This is a genomic window from Methylobrevis pamukkalensis (assembly GCF_001720135.1).
Classification (GTDB): domain Bacteria; phylum Pseudomonadota; class Alphaproteobacteria; order Rhizobiales; family Pleomorphomonadaceae; genus Methylobrevis; species Methylobrevis pamukkalensis.
In genome coordinates, this window is the sequence record NZ_MCRJ01000114.1 from 1 (window position 1) to 13,964 (window position 13,964).

The 13,964-nt window shown below is 68.4% G+C and carries 11 protein-coding genes, 1 tRNA gene and 1 pseudogene; 5 read left to right on the forward strand and 8 right to left on the reverse strand.

Annotated features, from left to right (window positions below):
* Window positions 1-294 precede the first annotated feature (294 nt).
* The 3 genes and pseudogenes from A6302_RS16395 (at window position 295) to tig (ending at window position 3,702) form a co-directional block, all read left to right on the forward strand.
* Window positions 295-1,754, forward strand: a pseudogene (locus A6302_RS16395) (NAD(P)H-hydrate dehydratase).
* 257 nt (window positions 1,755-2,011) lie between these two features.
* Window positions 2,012-2,096, forward strand: a tRNA-Leu gene (locus A6302_RS16400).
* Window positions 2,097-2,349: 253 nt separating this feature from the next.
* Window positions 2,350-3,702 (forward strand): trigger factor, encoded by a 1,353-nt coding sequence (tig, locus tag A6302_RS16405; protein WP_069307944.1) that lies wholly within the window; start codon window positions 2,350-2,352, stop codon window positions 3,700-3,702.
* A gap of 126 nt (window positions 3,703-3,828) precedes the next feature.
* Here the strand turns inward: tig and A6302_RS16410 are convergent, their stop codons facing one another.
* The 8 genes from A6302_RS16410 to A6302_RS16445 all read right to left on the reverse strand — a co-directional run bounded on the left by A6302_RS16410 (window position 3,829) and on the right by A6302_RS16445 (window position 11,883).
* Window positions 3,829-4,212 (reverse strand): hypothetical protein, encoded by a 384-nt coding sequence (locus A6302_RS16410; RefSeq protein ID WP_069307945.1) that lies wholly within the window; start codon window positions 4,210-4,212, stop codon window positions 3,829-3,831.
* 148 nt (window positions 4,213-4,360) lie between these two features.
* Complete coding sequence (locus A6302_RS16415; protein ID WP_069307946.1) at window positions 4,361-4,990, reverse strand: ATP-dependent Clp protease proteolytic subunit; 630 nt, start codon at window positions 4,988-4,990, stop codon at window positions 4,361-4,363.
* Between the two features lie 258 nt (window positions 4,991-5,248).
* The gene (locus A6302_RS16420; RefSeq protein ID WP_342586294.1) at window positions 5,249-6,061 is read right to left on the reverse strand and encodes a glycoside hydrolase family 25 protein; all 813 of its coding nucleotides are present in this window, start codon (window positions 6,059-6,061) and stop codon (window positions 5,249-5,251) included.
* A 38-nt stretch (window positions 6,062-6,099) separates the two neighbouring features.
* Complete coding sequence (mgtE, locus tag A6302_RS16425; protein ID WP_083255846.1) at window positions 6,100-7,524, reverse strand: magnesium transporter; 1,425 nt, start codon at window positions 7,522-7,524, stop codon at window positions 6,100-6,102.
* Between the two features lie 407 nt (window positions 7,525-7,931).
* Window positions 7,932-8,966 (reverse strand): ABC transporter substrate-binding protein, encoded by a 1,035-nt coding sequence (locus A6302_RS16430; protein WP_069307947.1) that lies wholly within the window; start codon window positions 8,964-8,966, stop codon window positions 7,932-7,934.
* A gap of 33 nt (window positions 8,967-8,999) precedes the next feature.
* Entirely contained in the window at window positions 9,000-9,773 is a 774-nt protein-coding gene (locus A6302_RS16435) for an ABC transporter permease (protein WP_069307954.1), read from the reverse strand.
* Between the two features lie 82 nt (window positions 9,774-9,855).
* Window positions 9,856-10,791 (reverse strand): ABC transporter permease, encoded by a 936-nt coding sequence (locus A6302_RS16440; RefSeq protein WP_069307948.1) that lies wholly within the window; start codon window positions 10,789-10,791, stop codon window positions 9,856-9,858.
* 3 nt (window positions 10,792-10,794) lie between these two features.
* Entirely contained in the window at window positions 10,795-11,883 is a 1,089-nt protein-coding gene (locus A6302_RS16445) for an ABC transporter ATP-binding protein (RefSeq protein WP_069307949.1), read from the reverse strand.
* Between the two features lie 187 nt (window positions 11,884-12,070).
* Here A6302_RS16445 and A6302_RS16450 point away from each other — a divergent pair, with 187 nt between their 5' ends.
* Window positions 12,071-12,931: an MBL fold metallo-hydrolase gene (locus A6302_RS16450; protein ID WP_069307950.1), complete on the forward strand. Its 861-nt coding sequence runs from the start codon at window positions 12,071-12,073 to the stop codon at window positions 12,929-12,931.
* Window positions 12,932-12,993: 62 nt separating this feature from the next.
* Window positions 12,994-13,614, forward strand: a complete 621-nt coding sequence (locus A6302_RS16455; protein WP_069307951.1) for a FecR domain-containing protein — start codon at window positions 12,994-12,996, stop codon at window positions 13,612-13,614.
* Window positions 13,615-13,964 lie beyond the last annotated feature (350 nt).

Genomic DNA, 13,964 nt, shown 5'->3' on the forward strand with positions numbered 1-13,964 from the left:
AATGCGCATTTCGATCGGATGACGGCCGCGGATCTCGATCGCTTCCGATCATAGCACGGCCCGCGGCCAAAGCCGTGAATGATCGATGCAGCGTTCACGCCCGCCGATCCGCCTCCGGCACGGGGGGAAACTCCGGCGCGAGACGAGGTGCTTTTGTCCGCGTCGTCGGCTATCGGTCGAGGACGCCGCGGCGAGGATCGGCGATGAACAGGACACCAGTACGGAGACGCGTCGATGACCGCATCCTGGCCGCAGGACGAGGCGAGCCGGCATCTGCTGCTGACGCCCGCCGAGATGGGCGAGGCCGAACGCGCGACGATCGCGGCGGGCATGCCGGGCATCCGGCTGATGGAAAACGCCGGCTATGCCGTCGCCGACGACATCGTCGTCCGTCACCGCCATGGCACGCGGGTGGTGGTCGTCTGCGGCCCCGGCAACAACGGCGGCGACGGCTTCGTTGCGGCAAAGGTGCTGGCAATGCGCGGGCTGGTCGTCCGCCTGCTGCTTCTCGGCGACCCGGACAAGCTCACCGGCGATGCGGCGCTGGCGGCCCGCAGCTGGCGCGGCGCGGTGGAGGCGCCGGGCGAGGCCGCCTTCCGCGACGCGGACGTGGTTGTCGATGCGCTGTTCGGCGCCGGCCTGTCGCGCGACCTCGACGGCGAGGCGGCCCGCCTCGTCGGCTGGATCAACGCCGCCGGCGCCCGCGGCGCCAGCGTCATCGCGGTGGACCTTCCGAGCGGCGTCGATGGCCGGACGGGCAGGGTGCTCGGCTGCGCGGTGAAGGCCACCCGCTCGGTCACCTTCTTCCGCCGCAAGCCCGGCCACCTGCTGCTGCCGGGCCGGACCCTGTGCGGCCGGGTCGTGGTCGCGGACATCGGCATTGCGCCAGGCGTGCTGACGAAGATCGCGCCGGCTGTTGCTGCCAATCACCCGGACCTGTGGCGCGAGAAATGGCCCGTCCGCCGCCCGGACGATCACAAGTATGCCCGCGGCGCGGCGCTGGTTGCCTGCGGCGGGATCGAGGCGACGGGCGCCGCCCGTCTCGCCGCCGCCGCGTGTCTCAGAACCGGGGCCGGCGTCGTCACGCTTGCGGCGCCTTCCGAGGCGCTGGCGCTTGCCGGCGCGCAGTTTGCCGCCCTGATCGTTCGCCGCGCCGATGACGCGGAGGCCTTCGCCCGGCTTGCCGCCGAGCCGCGCCTGCGCGCGATCGTCGTCGGGCCGGCCTGGGTGTCGGCGCGGGGACACGGGCGCGGGTTGCGGCCGCGCTGGCCTCCGAGGCCGGTGTCGTCCTCGACGCCGACGCCCTGACCAGCTTTGCCGGCGAACCGGGCAGCCTGTTCGCGCTGATCCGCGCCCGGACGGCGCCCACCGTGCTCACGCCGCATGCCGGCGAGTTTGCCCGCCTGTTCGGCGCGCCGGCCGGGGCCTCGAAGATCGATCTCGCCCGGGCGGCCGCCGAACGGTCGGGCGGCGTCGTGGTGTTCAAGGGCGCCGACAGCGTCGCCGCCGCTCCCTCCGGCCTCGCCGTGGTCAATGAGAATGCGCCGGCGGATCTCGCCACCGCCGGCTCCGGCGACGTGCTCGCCGGGATCATCGGCGGATTGCTGGCGCAGGGGCGGGACGGCTTTGCCGCCGCCGCCATGGGCGTGTGGATGCACGGACGAGCCGGCACCGTCGCGGGGCCGGGGCTGGTTGCCGACGACCTGGTCGAGGCTTTGCGCACGGTGCTTCGCGAGGGGCTGGAGACGGAGTGACCCGAGCCCCTTGCGCCATCCGTGCGGGCCGGCCGACGGGCCGGGCATCCCGCACCGGGCAGGGGGCGCGGCGCCGTGTCCGGGTGCATCGCGACAGGATGCCGATCGGCAGGATCGCTTCGCCGCATTGCGGCCGGAACGGCGGAATTCGGCGGCGCAGCGGGCCGGAACGCGGCGTCTTTTCGCTTCCGCCCGCCTGACACTGGTGTTATAGAGGCGGCGCCTTGGGCCCATGGCCGCACGGGGGGCTCGTTTTCGCGGGCGTGGTGGAACTGGTAGACACGCTGGATTTAGGTTCCAGTGGCGCAAGCCATGGGGGTTCGAGTCCCTCCGCCCGCACCACGATCCGGAGCATCCTGTACGCCGCAGCCGGTACCGCCGGGCCGTTGCCGAGTGATCGGCCGGCCGGGAGACCGACGCCCGGGACGCCATCCGCGCACCGAACGGTGACCGCGGAGGCGAACAGGAACACTGCGCAGGCCGATCCGGACCGAGGTTCGACGGCAGGCGATCATCCGGATTGACGGTGCGGCGCCTGGTCGGAAGGGGCGCTGCGGCCCGATCCGCCAGAACGACAGGGACGAAAGACCAACCCATGCAGGTGACCGAGAAACTTTCAGACGGCCTCAAGCGCGAACTCGAGATCGTCGTCCCCGCCAGCGAGCTCGCCGCCAAGCTCGACACCTATCTGAACGACATGAAGGGTCGCGTTCAGCTCAAGGGCTTCCGGCCGGGCAAGGTGCCGCTCGGTCACGTCAAGAAGCTCTACGGCAAGTCGGCGATGGCCGAGATCGTGAACACCACGATCGGCGAGGTCACCTCGAGCGCGCTCAAGGACCGCAACGAGAAGTCGGCGATCCAGCCGAGCATCGACCTTGCCGAAGCCGACGCCGAGAAGGTGATCGACGGCGAGGCCGATCTCGCCTTCACGATGGCCTACGAGGTCATCCCGGACTTCGAGATCGCCCCGGTCGACGGCATCAGCATCGAGCGCCCGATCGCCGAGGTGACCGACGAGGAGATCGACGAGCGCCTCAAGCAGATCGCCGACGGCTCGCGCAGCTACGAGCCGAAGGCCGAGGGCGCGGAAGCCGTTGACGGCGACCGCCTCAAGCTCTCCTACCTCGGCAAGGTCGACGGCGAGCCCTTCGAGGGCGGTGCCGACGACGAGGCCTATCTGATGCTCGGCTCCAAGCGCTTCATCCCGGGCTTCGAGGAGCAGCTGGTCGGCGCCAAGGTCGGCGACAAGAAGACCATCGAGGTGACCTTCCCCGAGGACTACCCGGCGCCGAATCTCGCCGGCAAGGTCGCGACCTTCGACATCGAGGTGTTCGAGATCGCCGCCCCCGGTGACCTCGTCCTCGACGACACCTTCGCCACCAACCTCGGCATCGAGTCGCTCGACAAGCTCAAGGACCTGATCCGCGACCAGATCCAGAGCCAGTATGGCCAGCAGACCCGCCAGAAGGTGAAGCGCCAGCTGCTCGACGCGCTGGACGGCCTCTACGCCTTCGAGCTGCCGCCGACGCTGGTGTCGCAGGAATACGACATCATCTGGCGTCAGGTGACCTCCGACATGGAGCGCGCCGGCAAGTCCTTCGAGGATGAAGAGACGACCGAGGAGAAGGCCCGCGAGGACTACGTGAAGATCGCGGAGCGCCGCGTGCGCCTCGGTCTCGTGCTGTCCAAGATCGGCGAGGACGCCGGCGTCAAGGTCAACGAGGCGGAGCTGCAGCGCGCCCTCATCGAACGCGCCCGCCAGTTCCCCGGCCAGGAGCGCGAGGTCATCGAATACTACCGCAAGGACGCGCAGGCGCTCGCTTCGCTCCAGGCGCCGGTGTTCGAGGAGAAGGTGGTCGACCATCTGCTCAGCCTCGTCACGGTCAACGACAAGACCGTCGCCAAGGATGAACTGTTCGCCGAAGAGGAAGAGGACGTCGCCGCCTGAGGGCAACGTCTCCGCAGGAATGCGAAAGGGCCGGACGCGCAAGCGTCCGGCCCTTTTCGTTTGTCGGCTCATGGATCGGTGGTCGTCGTGACCGGCAGGACTGCTGCTGCGATCATGTGTGTCGGATCACTTCGGGGCGAGCATGCGCCCCTGCACGTTGCCGACCTTGCCGTTGTAGGACACCTCGCACCAGCGGGCGTCGAGCGCCTGGCGCTGGGCTCTTGCGCCGCCGAACTGCCAGTCGCCGAAGTTGAATTCGGGCCGGCACCAGCGCAGCACGATGCCGGTCGCATCGGGCGGGATCGTGCCGACGACTGATGCGCCGTCCTGCATCGCCGAGCGCATCGCCACGCCGTCGGGCGCCTTGAAGGTCGTGTAGGCCGTGTCGTAGGGGCTGAGGGTCTGCGCCCTCGCGCCGGCCTGCCCGAAGGCGACGGCAAGTCCGGCGCCGACGGCCGCAACCGCCAGAAGCCTCAGGATCAGCCGCTTGAGGCTGTGAAGTCCGGTCATGTCGATCTCCGTTCCCCGGATCGAAACGCCGGGGTCCCGCGCGGGGACCCCGATACGGTTCATGCAGGCGCCGCCAGAGGCGCGCCCGCGCGGATCGTCGTGACGCCGGGCACGAAAGAGTGTCCCGGCGACCGTCGATCCGCCGGTGTCAGGCGATGTCCTTCGCCGACGTGACGATGCTGCCGGCGAGGCCGTAGGCAATCGCCTCCTCGGGGCCCATCCAGTAGTCGCGATCGGTGTCCTTCTCGATCCGCGCCAGCGGCTGGCCGGTGGCGGCCGAGAACAGCTGGTTTAGGCGCTCGCGCATCTTGATGATCTCGCGGGCCTGGATCTCGATGTCGGTGGCCTGGCCACCGGCGCCGCCGGACGGCTGATGCAGCAGGAAGCGGGTGTTCGGCGTGCAGAAGCGACGCTCCTTCGGCACGGAGATGTAGATCAGCGCGCCGGCGCTCGCCACCCAGCCGGTGCCGATGATGTTCACCGGGGCCGGCACGAAGCGGATCATGTCGTGGATCATGTCGCCGGACTCGACGTGGCCGCCGGGCGAGGAGACGATCACGGTGATCGGATCGCTCGAGGCCTGCGACAGGGCGAGCAGACGCGCCGTGACGTCGCGGGCAAGTTCCTGCGTGATGCCGCCGGTGATCAGCACCGTGCGCGACTGAAACAGATACTTGTCGACCTGGGGAGCCGCCGCTTCCTTGGCCTTCTCCGGCTTGTCGTCGTCCTCGTCGTCGAGACGCGCTGTGATCGCGGCAGGGTATCCCTTTGATATCATGTGATCAGTTCACCTGTTCGCTGTCGAACGCACCGGCCGGGGGCGGCCTTGCGTCCGTCATCGTGAAATCGGGCTTGGAGACCGCCGGCGGGCGCACGCGGGCGACCGCACCGGCGAATCGGCCGACATCCCTGCGGACGCCGGCACGATCACCGCGCGGACACTATCCCAATTCGGAGACCGGCGGCAACCGCAAGCCGGCCTTCGTTCCAAAGGTGAACGGTCGCTGGCGCGACAAGGTCGCGCGCAGCCGTCAGGTCACTCGGCGCTGCTGACGATGGAGGACGTCGGCACGTCGATCTGCGAGGCGGCGAGGAAGCGGGCGAAGTCCTTCTTGGAGCCGTCGAAGGTGTTGCGGTCGACGTTGCCGCGAATGCCCGGCACGCGGCCCGTGGCGGTGTACTGCCACATGGTCCAGTCGCGGTCGCCGTAGCGGATCGTCGGATGGCCGGCGACCGAGCGGACCCAGATCGGGTAGTCGTTGAAGGCGCCGACGAGCCGGTCGCGGTGAAAATCGACCGTGACGTAGATGATCGGCCGCTTGCCGTAATAGCGCTCGACGATGGTCAGGAAGGTACGCATCTCCTGGTGGATCTCGGCCCGGGTCGGAATGCGCTTGCAGGTCTTGCTGTCATGGTACCATTCCATGTCCAGCACCGGCGGCAGGGCGGTCGGATCATAGGGCACGTTCTGGATGAACCAGGCGGCCTGCTCCTCCGGCGTGCGGCAGAAATAGTAGAAGTGATAGGCCCCGCGCCGGACACCGGCGGCCTTGGCGCCATACCAGTTGTCCTCGAAGCGCGTGTCCGAATGGTCGCCGCCCTCGGTCGCCTTGATGAAGGCGAACTCGATGTCGGCGGCCTTCACCTGGTGCCACTCGATGTCGCCCTGATACTTGGATACGTCGATGCCCTGGACCGGATAGTCCTCCGGACCGGGCTCCTCGAAATCGAACAGCGCGCAGGCGCTGACCATCAGGCCCGCGGCAACCACCGTGGCGAGGCGCGAGGCGATGCGGCGGAAGGACGAGGCCCCCCCGCGTACGGATGCGGGATCGGGTCTGCGGCGCACGGCAGTGTTCTTGTCGCGCGCCGTGACGGACCCATCGCTCAGCCGATCAGAAACCATGTTGCGAGCCCCAGGAATGCGGAGAAGCCGACGACATCGGTCACCGTGGTCACGAAGACGCTCGAGGCAACCGCCGGATCGATCCCCAGCCGGTTGAGGCCAAGTGGGATCAGTATTCCTGCAAGACCTGCCACAACAAGGTTAACAATGAGTGCAGCGGCAATCACCCCGCCGAGCTCCAGGTCCTGGAACCAGAAGCCGACGGCCACCCCCATCAGCAGCGCAAACAGCAAGCCGTTGATGGCGCCGACGGTCGCCTCGCGGCCGATGATCCGGAACGCGTTGCGCCGGTCGATTGCCCGGGTGGCGAGCGCGCGCACGGCCACCGTCATGGTCTGCGAGGCCGCATTTCCGCCCATCGACGCCACGATCGGCATCAGGGCGGCAAGGGCGACGATCTGGCCGATCGTGCCTTCGAACAGGCCGATCACGGCGGCGGCCAGCATGGCCGTGCCGAGGTTCACGAACAGCCACACGAAGCGGCCGCGCACGGTGGAGATCACCGAATCCGAAATTTCCTCGTCGCCGACGCCGGCAAGGGCGCGCAGGTCTTCCTCCGCCTCCTGCTGCATGACGTCGACCATGTCGTCGATGGTGAGAACGCCGACGAGGCGCCCGCCGTCGTCGACGACGGCGGTGGAGAGCAGGTTGTAGCGCTCGAAGATGCGGGCGACCTCTTCCTGGTCCTCGTCGGCGCGCACCGGATGGCTGGTCTCGTCCATCAGGTCGGCAATCTTCGTCTGGCGCTTGGACCTGAGGATCCGGTTGAGCGACACGGTGCCGAGCAGGCGGAAGCCCGGATCGATCACGAAGATCTCGTAGAAATCCTCCGGCAGCCCCTCCTGCGTGCGCAGGAAGTCGATCGTCTGGCCGATGGTCCAGAACGGCGCGACGGCGATGAAGTCCGTCTGCATCCGCCGGCCGGCGGATTCTTCCGGGTAGTCGAGGCTGCGCTGGATGCTGAGCCGGTCGGGCACCGGCAGCTGCGCGAGAATCTCGTCCTTGTAGGCCTCGTCGAGGTCTTCGAGGATGTAGACCGCGTCGTCGGAATCGAGCTCGCGCAGGCCCTCGACGACGGCCTCTGTCGGCAGTTCCTCCAGAACCGCGACGCGGATCGATTCGTCGACCTCGGTCAGCGCGGTGAAGTCGAAGTCCTTGCCGAGCAGGACGACGAACGGCGCCCGGTCCTCGGCGTGGAGCGAGACCAGCACGTCGGCCGAATCGGCCTCGTGGAGATCGCCGGCGAGCGCCCGGACCCGGTCGGAATCCCGCGCCTCGACCGCCGCGACCACCGCCTCGAGAAATTCGGGCGTCATGCCGCCGTCCTCGTTGCGGAAGACGATCACCGGCTCGTCGGCGCCCGGCGGGATGCTGCCTTGCTGCGCGGGCGGCGTCGGGTCGGTCATGGCGGCTCCTCGGTTGGACGTCAGGGTGCCGGGGAGGAAGCCGGCTCGGGCAACGGTGGCGCGTCCCGGCAACGTGTTGCGGGAGGCACGGCGGTGGAAGGACTCGGAAAGCGGGCGCATCCGGCCACGTCGCCGGCCGGGCACACGATGCGTCACGTGTAATGCAAGCAGGTAAACGTTGGAACCGCCGAAAATAAGGAAAGTGGGCGGGCGGGAGACCGCAAAGCCGCATCAAGGCGCAGGGTGGCGCGGCGTAAGAAGGACGGATGGGGGTCGTGCGCTCGCAAGGCCCACTGAGACGACATGGCAAGGGCGTGTTCCCGCGGCCGTGCAAGCCCGTAGCCCGCGTCGGGACGACCGCGAACGGCGGCCGCCGGAGCCTGACCACGGCCCCGGCGGCCGGGCGATCACTTGTTCACGTCGGTCCAGAGGCGGGTGTAGAACTCGTTCACCTCGGGCGGGCAGGCGAGCAGGAATTCGCCGGCCGCCTCGTATTCGGCGGGGATGTTCAGCTCTGGCGCGGTCTTCAGCTCTACCGACATGAAGGCCTCCGAGCCAGCGATGCCGTTGGCGTATTTGGCGAAGTTGGAGATCATCGCCGCGTTTTCCGGCTCCATGATGAAGTCCATGAACAGCTTGGCATTCTCCGGATTCTTCGCATCCTTGAGGATGGCGACGCTGTCCATGAACAGCGGATAGCCTTCCTTCGGGAAGCCGAAGCGGACGTCCGGGTTCTTCTCGCGCGAGCGCATGGCCGCGCCGTTCCAGTAGTAGGCGGCGCCGTAGTCGCGGCTCGCGAACTTCTCGATGATGTCATAGTCCATGGCGAGCCATTTCGACTTCGCCTCGACCAGCTTGTCGCGGACCTTCTTGAGCATCTCCTTGTCGGTGGAGCACCACGAGCCGCCGAAATAGCGGATGGTCGCGAACAGCACGTCGTTCATTTCCGGCGCGACGTTGATTTTGCCGGCAAGCTCTTCCGGCGGGTCGAGGAAGATCGCCGAGGTGTTGATCTCGCCCTTGAACAGCGAGGTGTCGACGACGATGCCGGTCAGGCCCCACTGCCACGGCACGGTGTAGTGCCGGCCCGGATCCCAGGCGACGTCCACCCAGCGCGGATCGACATTCTTGAAGTTGGGCATCTGGTCCGGCCGGGCCTCCAGCAGCAGGCCCTCGCTGATCCAGATCGGCACGTAATTGGCCGAGGGCACGACGATGTCGAAGCCGTGGCCGCCGGCGCGGATCTTGGCGAGCGCAGTGTCGTTGGAATCGAAGTCGGTGACCGTGACCTTGACGTCATGGACCTCGGAGAACTTCTTGATCAGCTCCGGGCTGGTGTAGTCGCCCCAGTTGTAGATGTTGAGGTCTCCGGCGGCGCTTGCCGGCCCGGCCGCAAAGGCGGCGAGGACGAGGGCGGTTCCTGTGGCGAGCTTCCAGCGCATGGTCCGTCTCCGTGGTTGGGGCCGATCGGTCGATCAGACCCGTCGTCGATTGATCAGGAAGTAGATCGTCACCACCACGGCCGACAGCGCGAGGAACATCGTCGCGACCGCGTTGATGTCGGGCGAGACGCCGCGGCGCAGCTGGCCGAGCAGATAGGTCGGCAGCGTATCCTGTCCGCCGGATTTCACGAACTCGGTGATGACCACGTCGTCGAGCGAGATGACGAAGGCCAGCATGAAGCCGGCGAGGATGCCGGGTTTCAGCAGCGGCAGGGTCACGCGCCGGAAGGCGGCGAGCGGGGGAGCATAGAGATCGGCCGCCGCCCGCTCCAGCGTCAGGTCCATGCTTTCCAGCCGCGCCCGGATCGGCAGATAGGCGAACGGAATGCAGAAGGCGGTGTGCGCCAGGATGAGGTAACCGAGGCCGGAGTAGCCGGTCCACACCTTGAGCCGCGAGAACACGATGAGCAGCGCCACCGCGGTCACGATCTCCGGCACCATCAGCGGCTGGTTGATGAAGGCATACTTGAAGGTGAGGCCGGGGTAGGGCGCCGTGCGCGTCGTCGCCAGCGCGGCCATGGTCGCGACGATGGTGGCGCAGGTGGCGGCAACGACGGCGATCAGCAGCGAGCGCAGCGCCACCTCCTGGATCGCCGCATTGTGCCAGGCCGAGACGAACCAGCGGAAGGAAAAGCCCTCCCAGACCGACAGCGACTGTCCGGAGTTGAAGGCGAACACCACCAGCGTCGCCATCGGGATGTAGAGCAGGAAGAAGGTGGCGACCGCCAGCGTGCCGGCGCCCGGCATGGCGCGCACGTCGAAGCCGGTCCGGCGGCGCGGCGCGGGCCGGGCCCGCCGGTTGTCGTTGCTGCCGCGGCGCGCCCGGAACTCAGCCATGCTGGCCTCCCTTCGTGGCGTTGCGCACGTAGACCAGCAGCGCCAGCATCACCACCGCCATCAGCGTGATCGAGATTGCCGCGCCGAGCGGCCAGTTGCGGCCCGGGCCGAACTGCAGCTCGATCAGGTTGCCGAGCATCATGTTCTTGCCGCCGCCGAGCACGCGCGGCGTCACGTAGGCGCCGAGCGAGGGAATGAACACGAGAATGCTGCCGGCGACGATACCCGGCCGGGCCAGCGGCAGGATGATCCGGCGCAGCACGGCAAGCCGGCCGGCATAGAGATCGTAGCCGGCCTCGACCAGCCGGAAGTCGATCTTCTCCATGCTGGCGTAGACCGGCAGCACCATCAGCGGCAGGTAGACGTAGACCATGCCGATCAGGATCGCCGTGTCGGTGAACATGATCTGCACCGGCCGGTCGACGATGCCGAGGCCGACCAGCGCTCCGTTGAGGATGCCCTCGTTGCGGATCACCTCCTGGATCGCGAAGGTGCGGATCAAAAGGTTGGTCCAGAACGGAATGGTGATCAGGAACAGCCAGATCTCGCGGCTCCGTGCCGGCCGGGTCGCGATGAAATAGGCGGTCGGCACCCCGAGCAGGAGGGCGGCCAGCGTCGTCTGCAGCGACAGGACCACCGAGCGCCAGAAGATGGTCAGATGCGCGTCCGCCAGCGTCAGCGTGTCGTCGAAGATGTCGCGCTGGAAGAAGACGCCGAACCAGCCCTCGGACGAGAAGGTGCCGAAGCGCACGTCGCCGAAATCGCCCTTGGCCATCACCGAATAGAGCGCCATCACGAACAGCGGGCCGACGGCCGCAACGAGGATGACGAGGAGCGCCGGCGCCGACAGCAGCCAGCGCCGGGCGATCTCGCGGCCGCGCCGCGCACCGCGGGGTCTGACGGCTGGATGGGGCGCGGCGCTGGGCATCGGCTAGTCTCTCAGGATCTGCGCGGCGCCATCGGGCACGCGGATCGCGACGCGCTCGCCCTCGGCCCGGCCGCCGGCGACGCCGCGCCGGTTCTGGCTGCGCACGATGAACAGGCCGCCGCCGTCGAGCCGGACGCGGTGATGGGTGTCGGTGCCCGAATAGATCACGGTCTCCACCGTGCCGGCGAGGCCGCCGCCCCCGGGGGGCGCGAGTTCGCCGTGTTCGGGCCGGACCACAAGGCTGACCCTGCCAGTCGGCGTCAGGCCGCGCGGCACCTCGGCCATGATCACCGGGCCGTCGTCGAGCCGCACCTCGGCGCGCCCGTCGTGGACGGCGGCAACCGTGCCGGAGAGGAAATTCGATTCGCCGATGAAGTCGGCGACGAAGCGGTTGACCGGATGCTCGTAGATTTCGCGGGCGTCGCCGATCTGCAGGATCTTGCCGCGTGACATTACCGCCACGCGGTCCGACATCGTCAGCGCCTCTTCCTGGTCGTGGGTCACGAACACGAAGGTGATGCCGGTCTGATGCTGCATCCGCTTCAGCTCGACCTGCATTTCCTTGCGCAGCTTGTAGTCGAGCGCCGACAGCGGTTCGTCGAGCAGCAGGACCCGCGGTTCGGGGGCGAGCGCCCGGGCAAGGGCCACGCGCTGCTGCTGGCCGCCGGAGATCTGGTCGCAGCGCCGGTCGCCAAGCTCCTCCATGCGCACGAGCCGCAGCATCTCGTTCACGCGCGCGTCGATCTTCGCCCGCGCCCGGCCCAGCATTTCCAGACCGAAGGCGATGTTCTGGCGCACCGTCAGATGCGGAAACAGCGCGTAGTTCTGGAACACGGTGTTGACCGGCCGGCGATAGGGCGGCAGCGCGGCGATGTCGGCGCCGTCGAGCAGGATTTCGCCGGCATCGGGAAACTCGAAGCCGGCGATCATGCGCAGCAGCGTCGTCTTCCCGCAGCCGGAGGGGCCGAGCAGGGTGAAGAACTCGTTGGCGCGGATCTCGACGGAGACGTCGTCGAGCGCCTTCACGGCCGCGGTCCCGGAGCCGAAGATCCGGGTGATGCGCCGCGCTTCGACCGCCGTCCGTTCCGCCACCTGCGCCGCCTCCGTCCCGCCACGGCCCCGACGTTGCCAGAAACGATCCTGTCCGCGCAACCGTCCATTGGTGAACGAAAACATTCGTCCGGGCGTCACCGGCGGCGTCCTGTCACGCAGGGAACAGCAGCCCGCGGCGAAACATGCTAGCTCTTGGCCAATGATCAGCCCGCTCCGGAGTGCGTGGATGCAACAGGCCGTCACGGTGACCTTCTGGGGGGTGCGCGGCAGCGTTCCGGTCGCAGGGGCAGACCACGTCCTTCATGGCGGGGATACGACCTGCGTCGAGCTGCGCAGCGGCAGCGACGTGGTCGTGATCGATCTGGGCACCGGGGCGAGAGCGCTCGGCAAGGCGCTGGATGCCGCCACATGCCCGGCAGTGACCGTTCTGTTCAGCCATGCCCACTATGACCACGTGCTCGGCGTGCCGTTCTTCCGGCCGCTGTACCGGCGGGGGACGGCCGTGACGCTCGCCTCGGCCCTTGCCGGCGGCACGGCGGCGATGGTGGCCGACCTGATGCGTGTGCCGTTCTTTCCCGTGGGTCCGACGGCCTTTCTCGCCGACGTCACCTGTGTCGATCTCGATCCGTCCGCTGCGTGGACGACCGGCGACGGCCTGCGCATCGCGATGGCGCCGACCTGCCATCCGGGCGGGGCCCATGCCTTCCGGATCGACACCCCCGGCGGCGCGCTCGCCTGCATCTTCGACCATGCGGCCGGCGAGACGGCGGTGGATGAAGTGCTGGTCGCCTTCGCGGCGGGTGTCGATCTGGTGGTTCTCGATGCCGGCGGGGCTGCGTTGGGCGGTGAGACCGCCAGCAACGGCCATTCGGGCTGGCGGCAGGCGCTGGCGCTCGGCCTTGCAACGGGCGCGCGGTCGGTGGCGCTGACCCATCACCACCCGGATTGCACGGACGGCATTCTTGCCGCCCGCGAGGCGGACGTCACGCGCACTGCCCCCCACGCCTTCCTCGCGCGCTGCGGCGACCGCGTGACGCTGGGGCAGGGCGGGCCGGTCCGCATGGACGCCGGATCGGCGGTCGTGTGAAATCAGGGAATCCGGGTTGGGGGGAGAGCTGCAGATGAACGACGAGCGGACGGAGCGGGACGATGACGGCCGCCATGGAACCATCGACAGGCGCGTCCTGGTGGGCGCGCTCGGCGCTGGCGGTCTTGCCGACCGCGGCGGGCGCCTTTGTCGAGGAAAGCCGGATCGGCGAGGTCGCGGATGCGGCGGGTCGTGCCTTCGCCCATCTCAATGCGACGCGGCGGCTGGCGCCGCGCTCGGAGATCCTGCTCGGCGACCTCGTCTGGACCGCGTCCGCCTCGCGCGCAAGTCTCGGTCTCGACGGCGGCACGACGGTGCATCTCGGCGCCAAGGCGCGGCTCAAGATCGACCGTTATGTGGCGGAGTCGGGCGGAACGCTGCTGCTCGGCGACGGGGCGCTGGTCTTCGACCGTCCGGAGGACCTGCCGAAGACGCGGATCGACATCCGCACCACCTTCGGCCTGATCGGAATCCGCGGCACACGGCTGTTCGCCGGGCCAAGCCGCGGCGTCTTCGGCGTGTTCGTGGAGCGCGGCGTGGCGCGGGTGCTGGCCGGCGGCGTCGAGCGGCGGCTGGAGGCGGGCGAGGGCGTCGACATCGCGGAGCGCTTCGCGCCGCCGAGCCCGGTGCGCAACTGGGGCAAGGCCCGCATCGACGAAGCCTTCGCCAGCGTTCTCGGCTGACCGACCTCGCAGCAGGTGGTCGCCGGCTGGCATCGGACTGCGTCCGGTGCCTGTTTTCCGGGCGTGAGCCGATGAAAAACCGGGCGACGCCGATCTGCGCGCCGTCCTGCCCAGGTTCGGCGTGTTGTCGGGGCAAAGGCGATCGTCGGCCGTGGTGAATGAAGTCTTGCGGACGCCAGCCACCCGACGATCGGCACCTTCTGCCGAAATCGCGGAATCCCGGGATTCGATGGTGAAGAAGTCTTCAAATTAACGGAGCATTCGAAGTTCATTCGACTAAAATTAAACTTGTCATTTAACGACCGATTCAGCCGACGCGGACAGACTGTGGTCATGGACAGGTGATGGCC

Excerpts from the sequence above, each read along its gene's own strand:
- tig (WP_069307944.1), top strand. The coding sequence starts at position 2,350 with ATGCAGGTGACCGAGAAACTTTCAGACGGCCTCAAGCGCGAACTCGAG.
- A6302_RS16410 (WP_069307945.1), bottom strand. The coding sequence starts at position 4,212 with ATGACCGGACTTCACAGCCTCAAGCGGCTGATCCTGAGGCTTCTGGCG.
- A6302_RS16415 (WP_069307946.1), bottom strand. The coding sequence starts at position 4,990 with ATGATATCAAAGGGATACCCTGCCGCGATCACAGCGCGTCTCGACGAC.
- mgtE (WP_083255846.1), bottom strand. The coding sequence starts at position 7,524 with ATGACCGACCCGACGCCGCCCGCGCAGCAAGGCAGCATCCCGCCGGGC.
- A6302_RS16430 (WP_069307947.1), bottom strand. The coding sequence starts at position 8,966 with ATGCGCTGGAAGCTCGCCACAGGAACCGCCCTCGTCCTCGCCGCCTTT.
- A6302_RS16435 (WP_069307954.1), bottom strand. The coding sequence starts at position 9,773 with ATGCCGGGCGCCGGCACGCTGGCGGTCGCCACCTTCTTCCTGCTCTAC.
- A6302_RS16440 (WP_069307948.1), bottom strand. The coding sequence starts at position 10,791 with ATGCCCAGCGCCGCGCCCCATCCAGCCGTCAGACCCCGCGGTGCGCGG.
- A6302_RS16450 (WP_069307950.1), top strand. The coding sequence starts at position 12,071 with ATGCAACAGGCCGTCACGGTGACCTTCTGGGGGGTGCGCGGCAGCGTT.
- A6302_RS16455 (WP_069307951.1), top strand. The coding sequence starts at position 12,994 with ATGACGGCCGCCATGGAACCATCGACAGGCGCGTCCTGGTGGGCGCGC.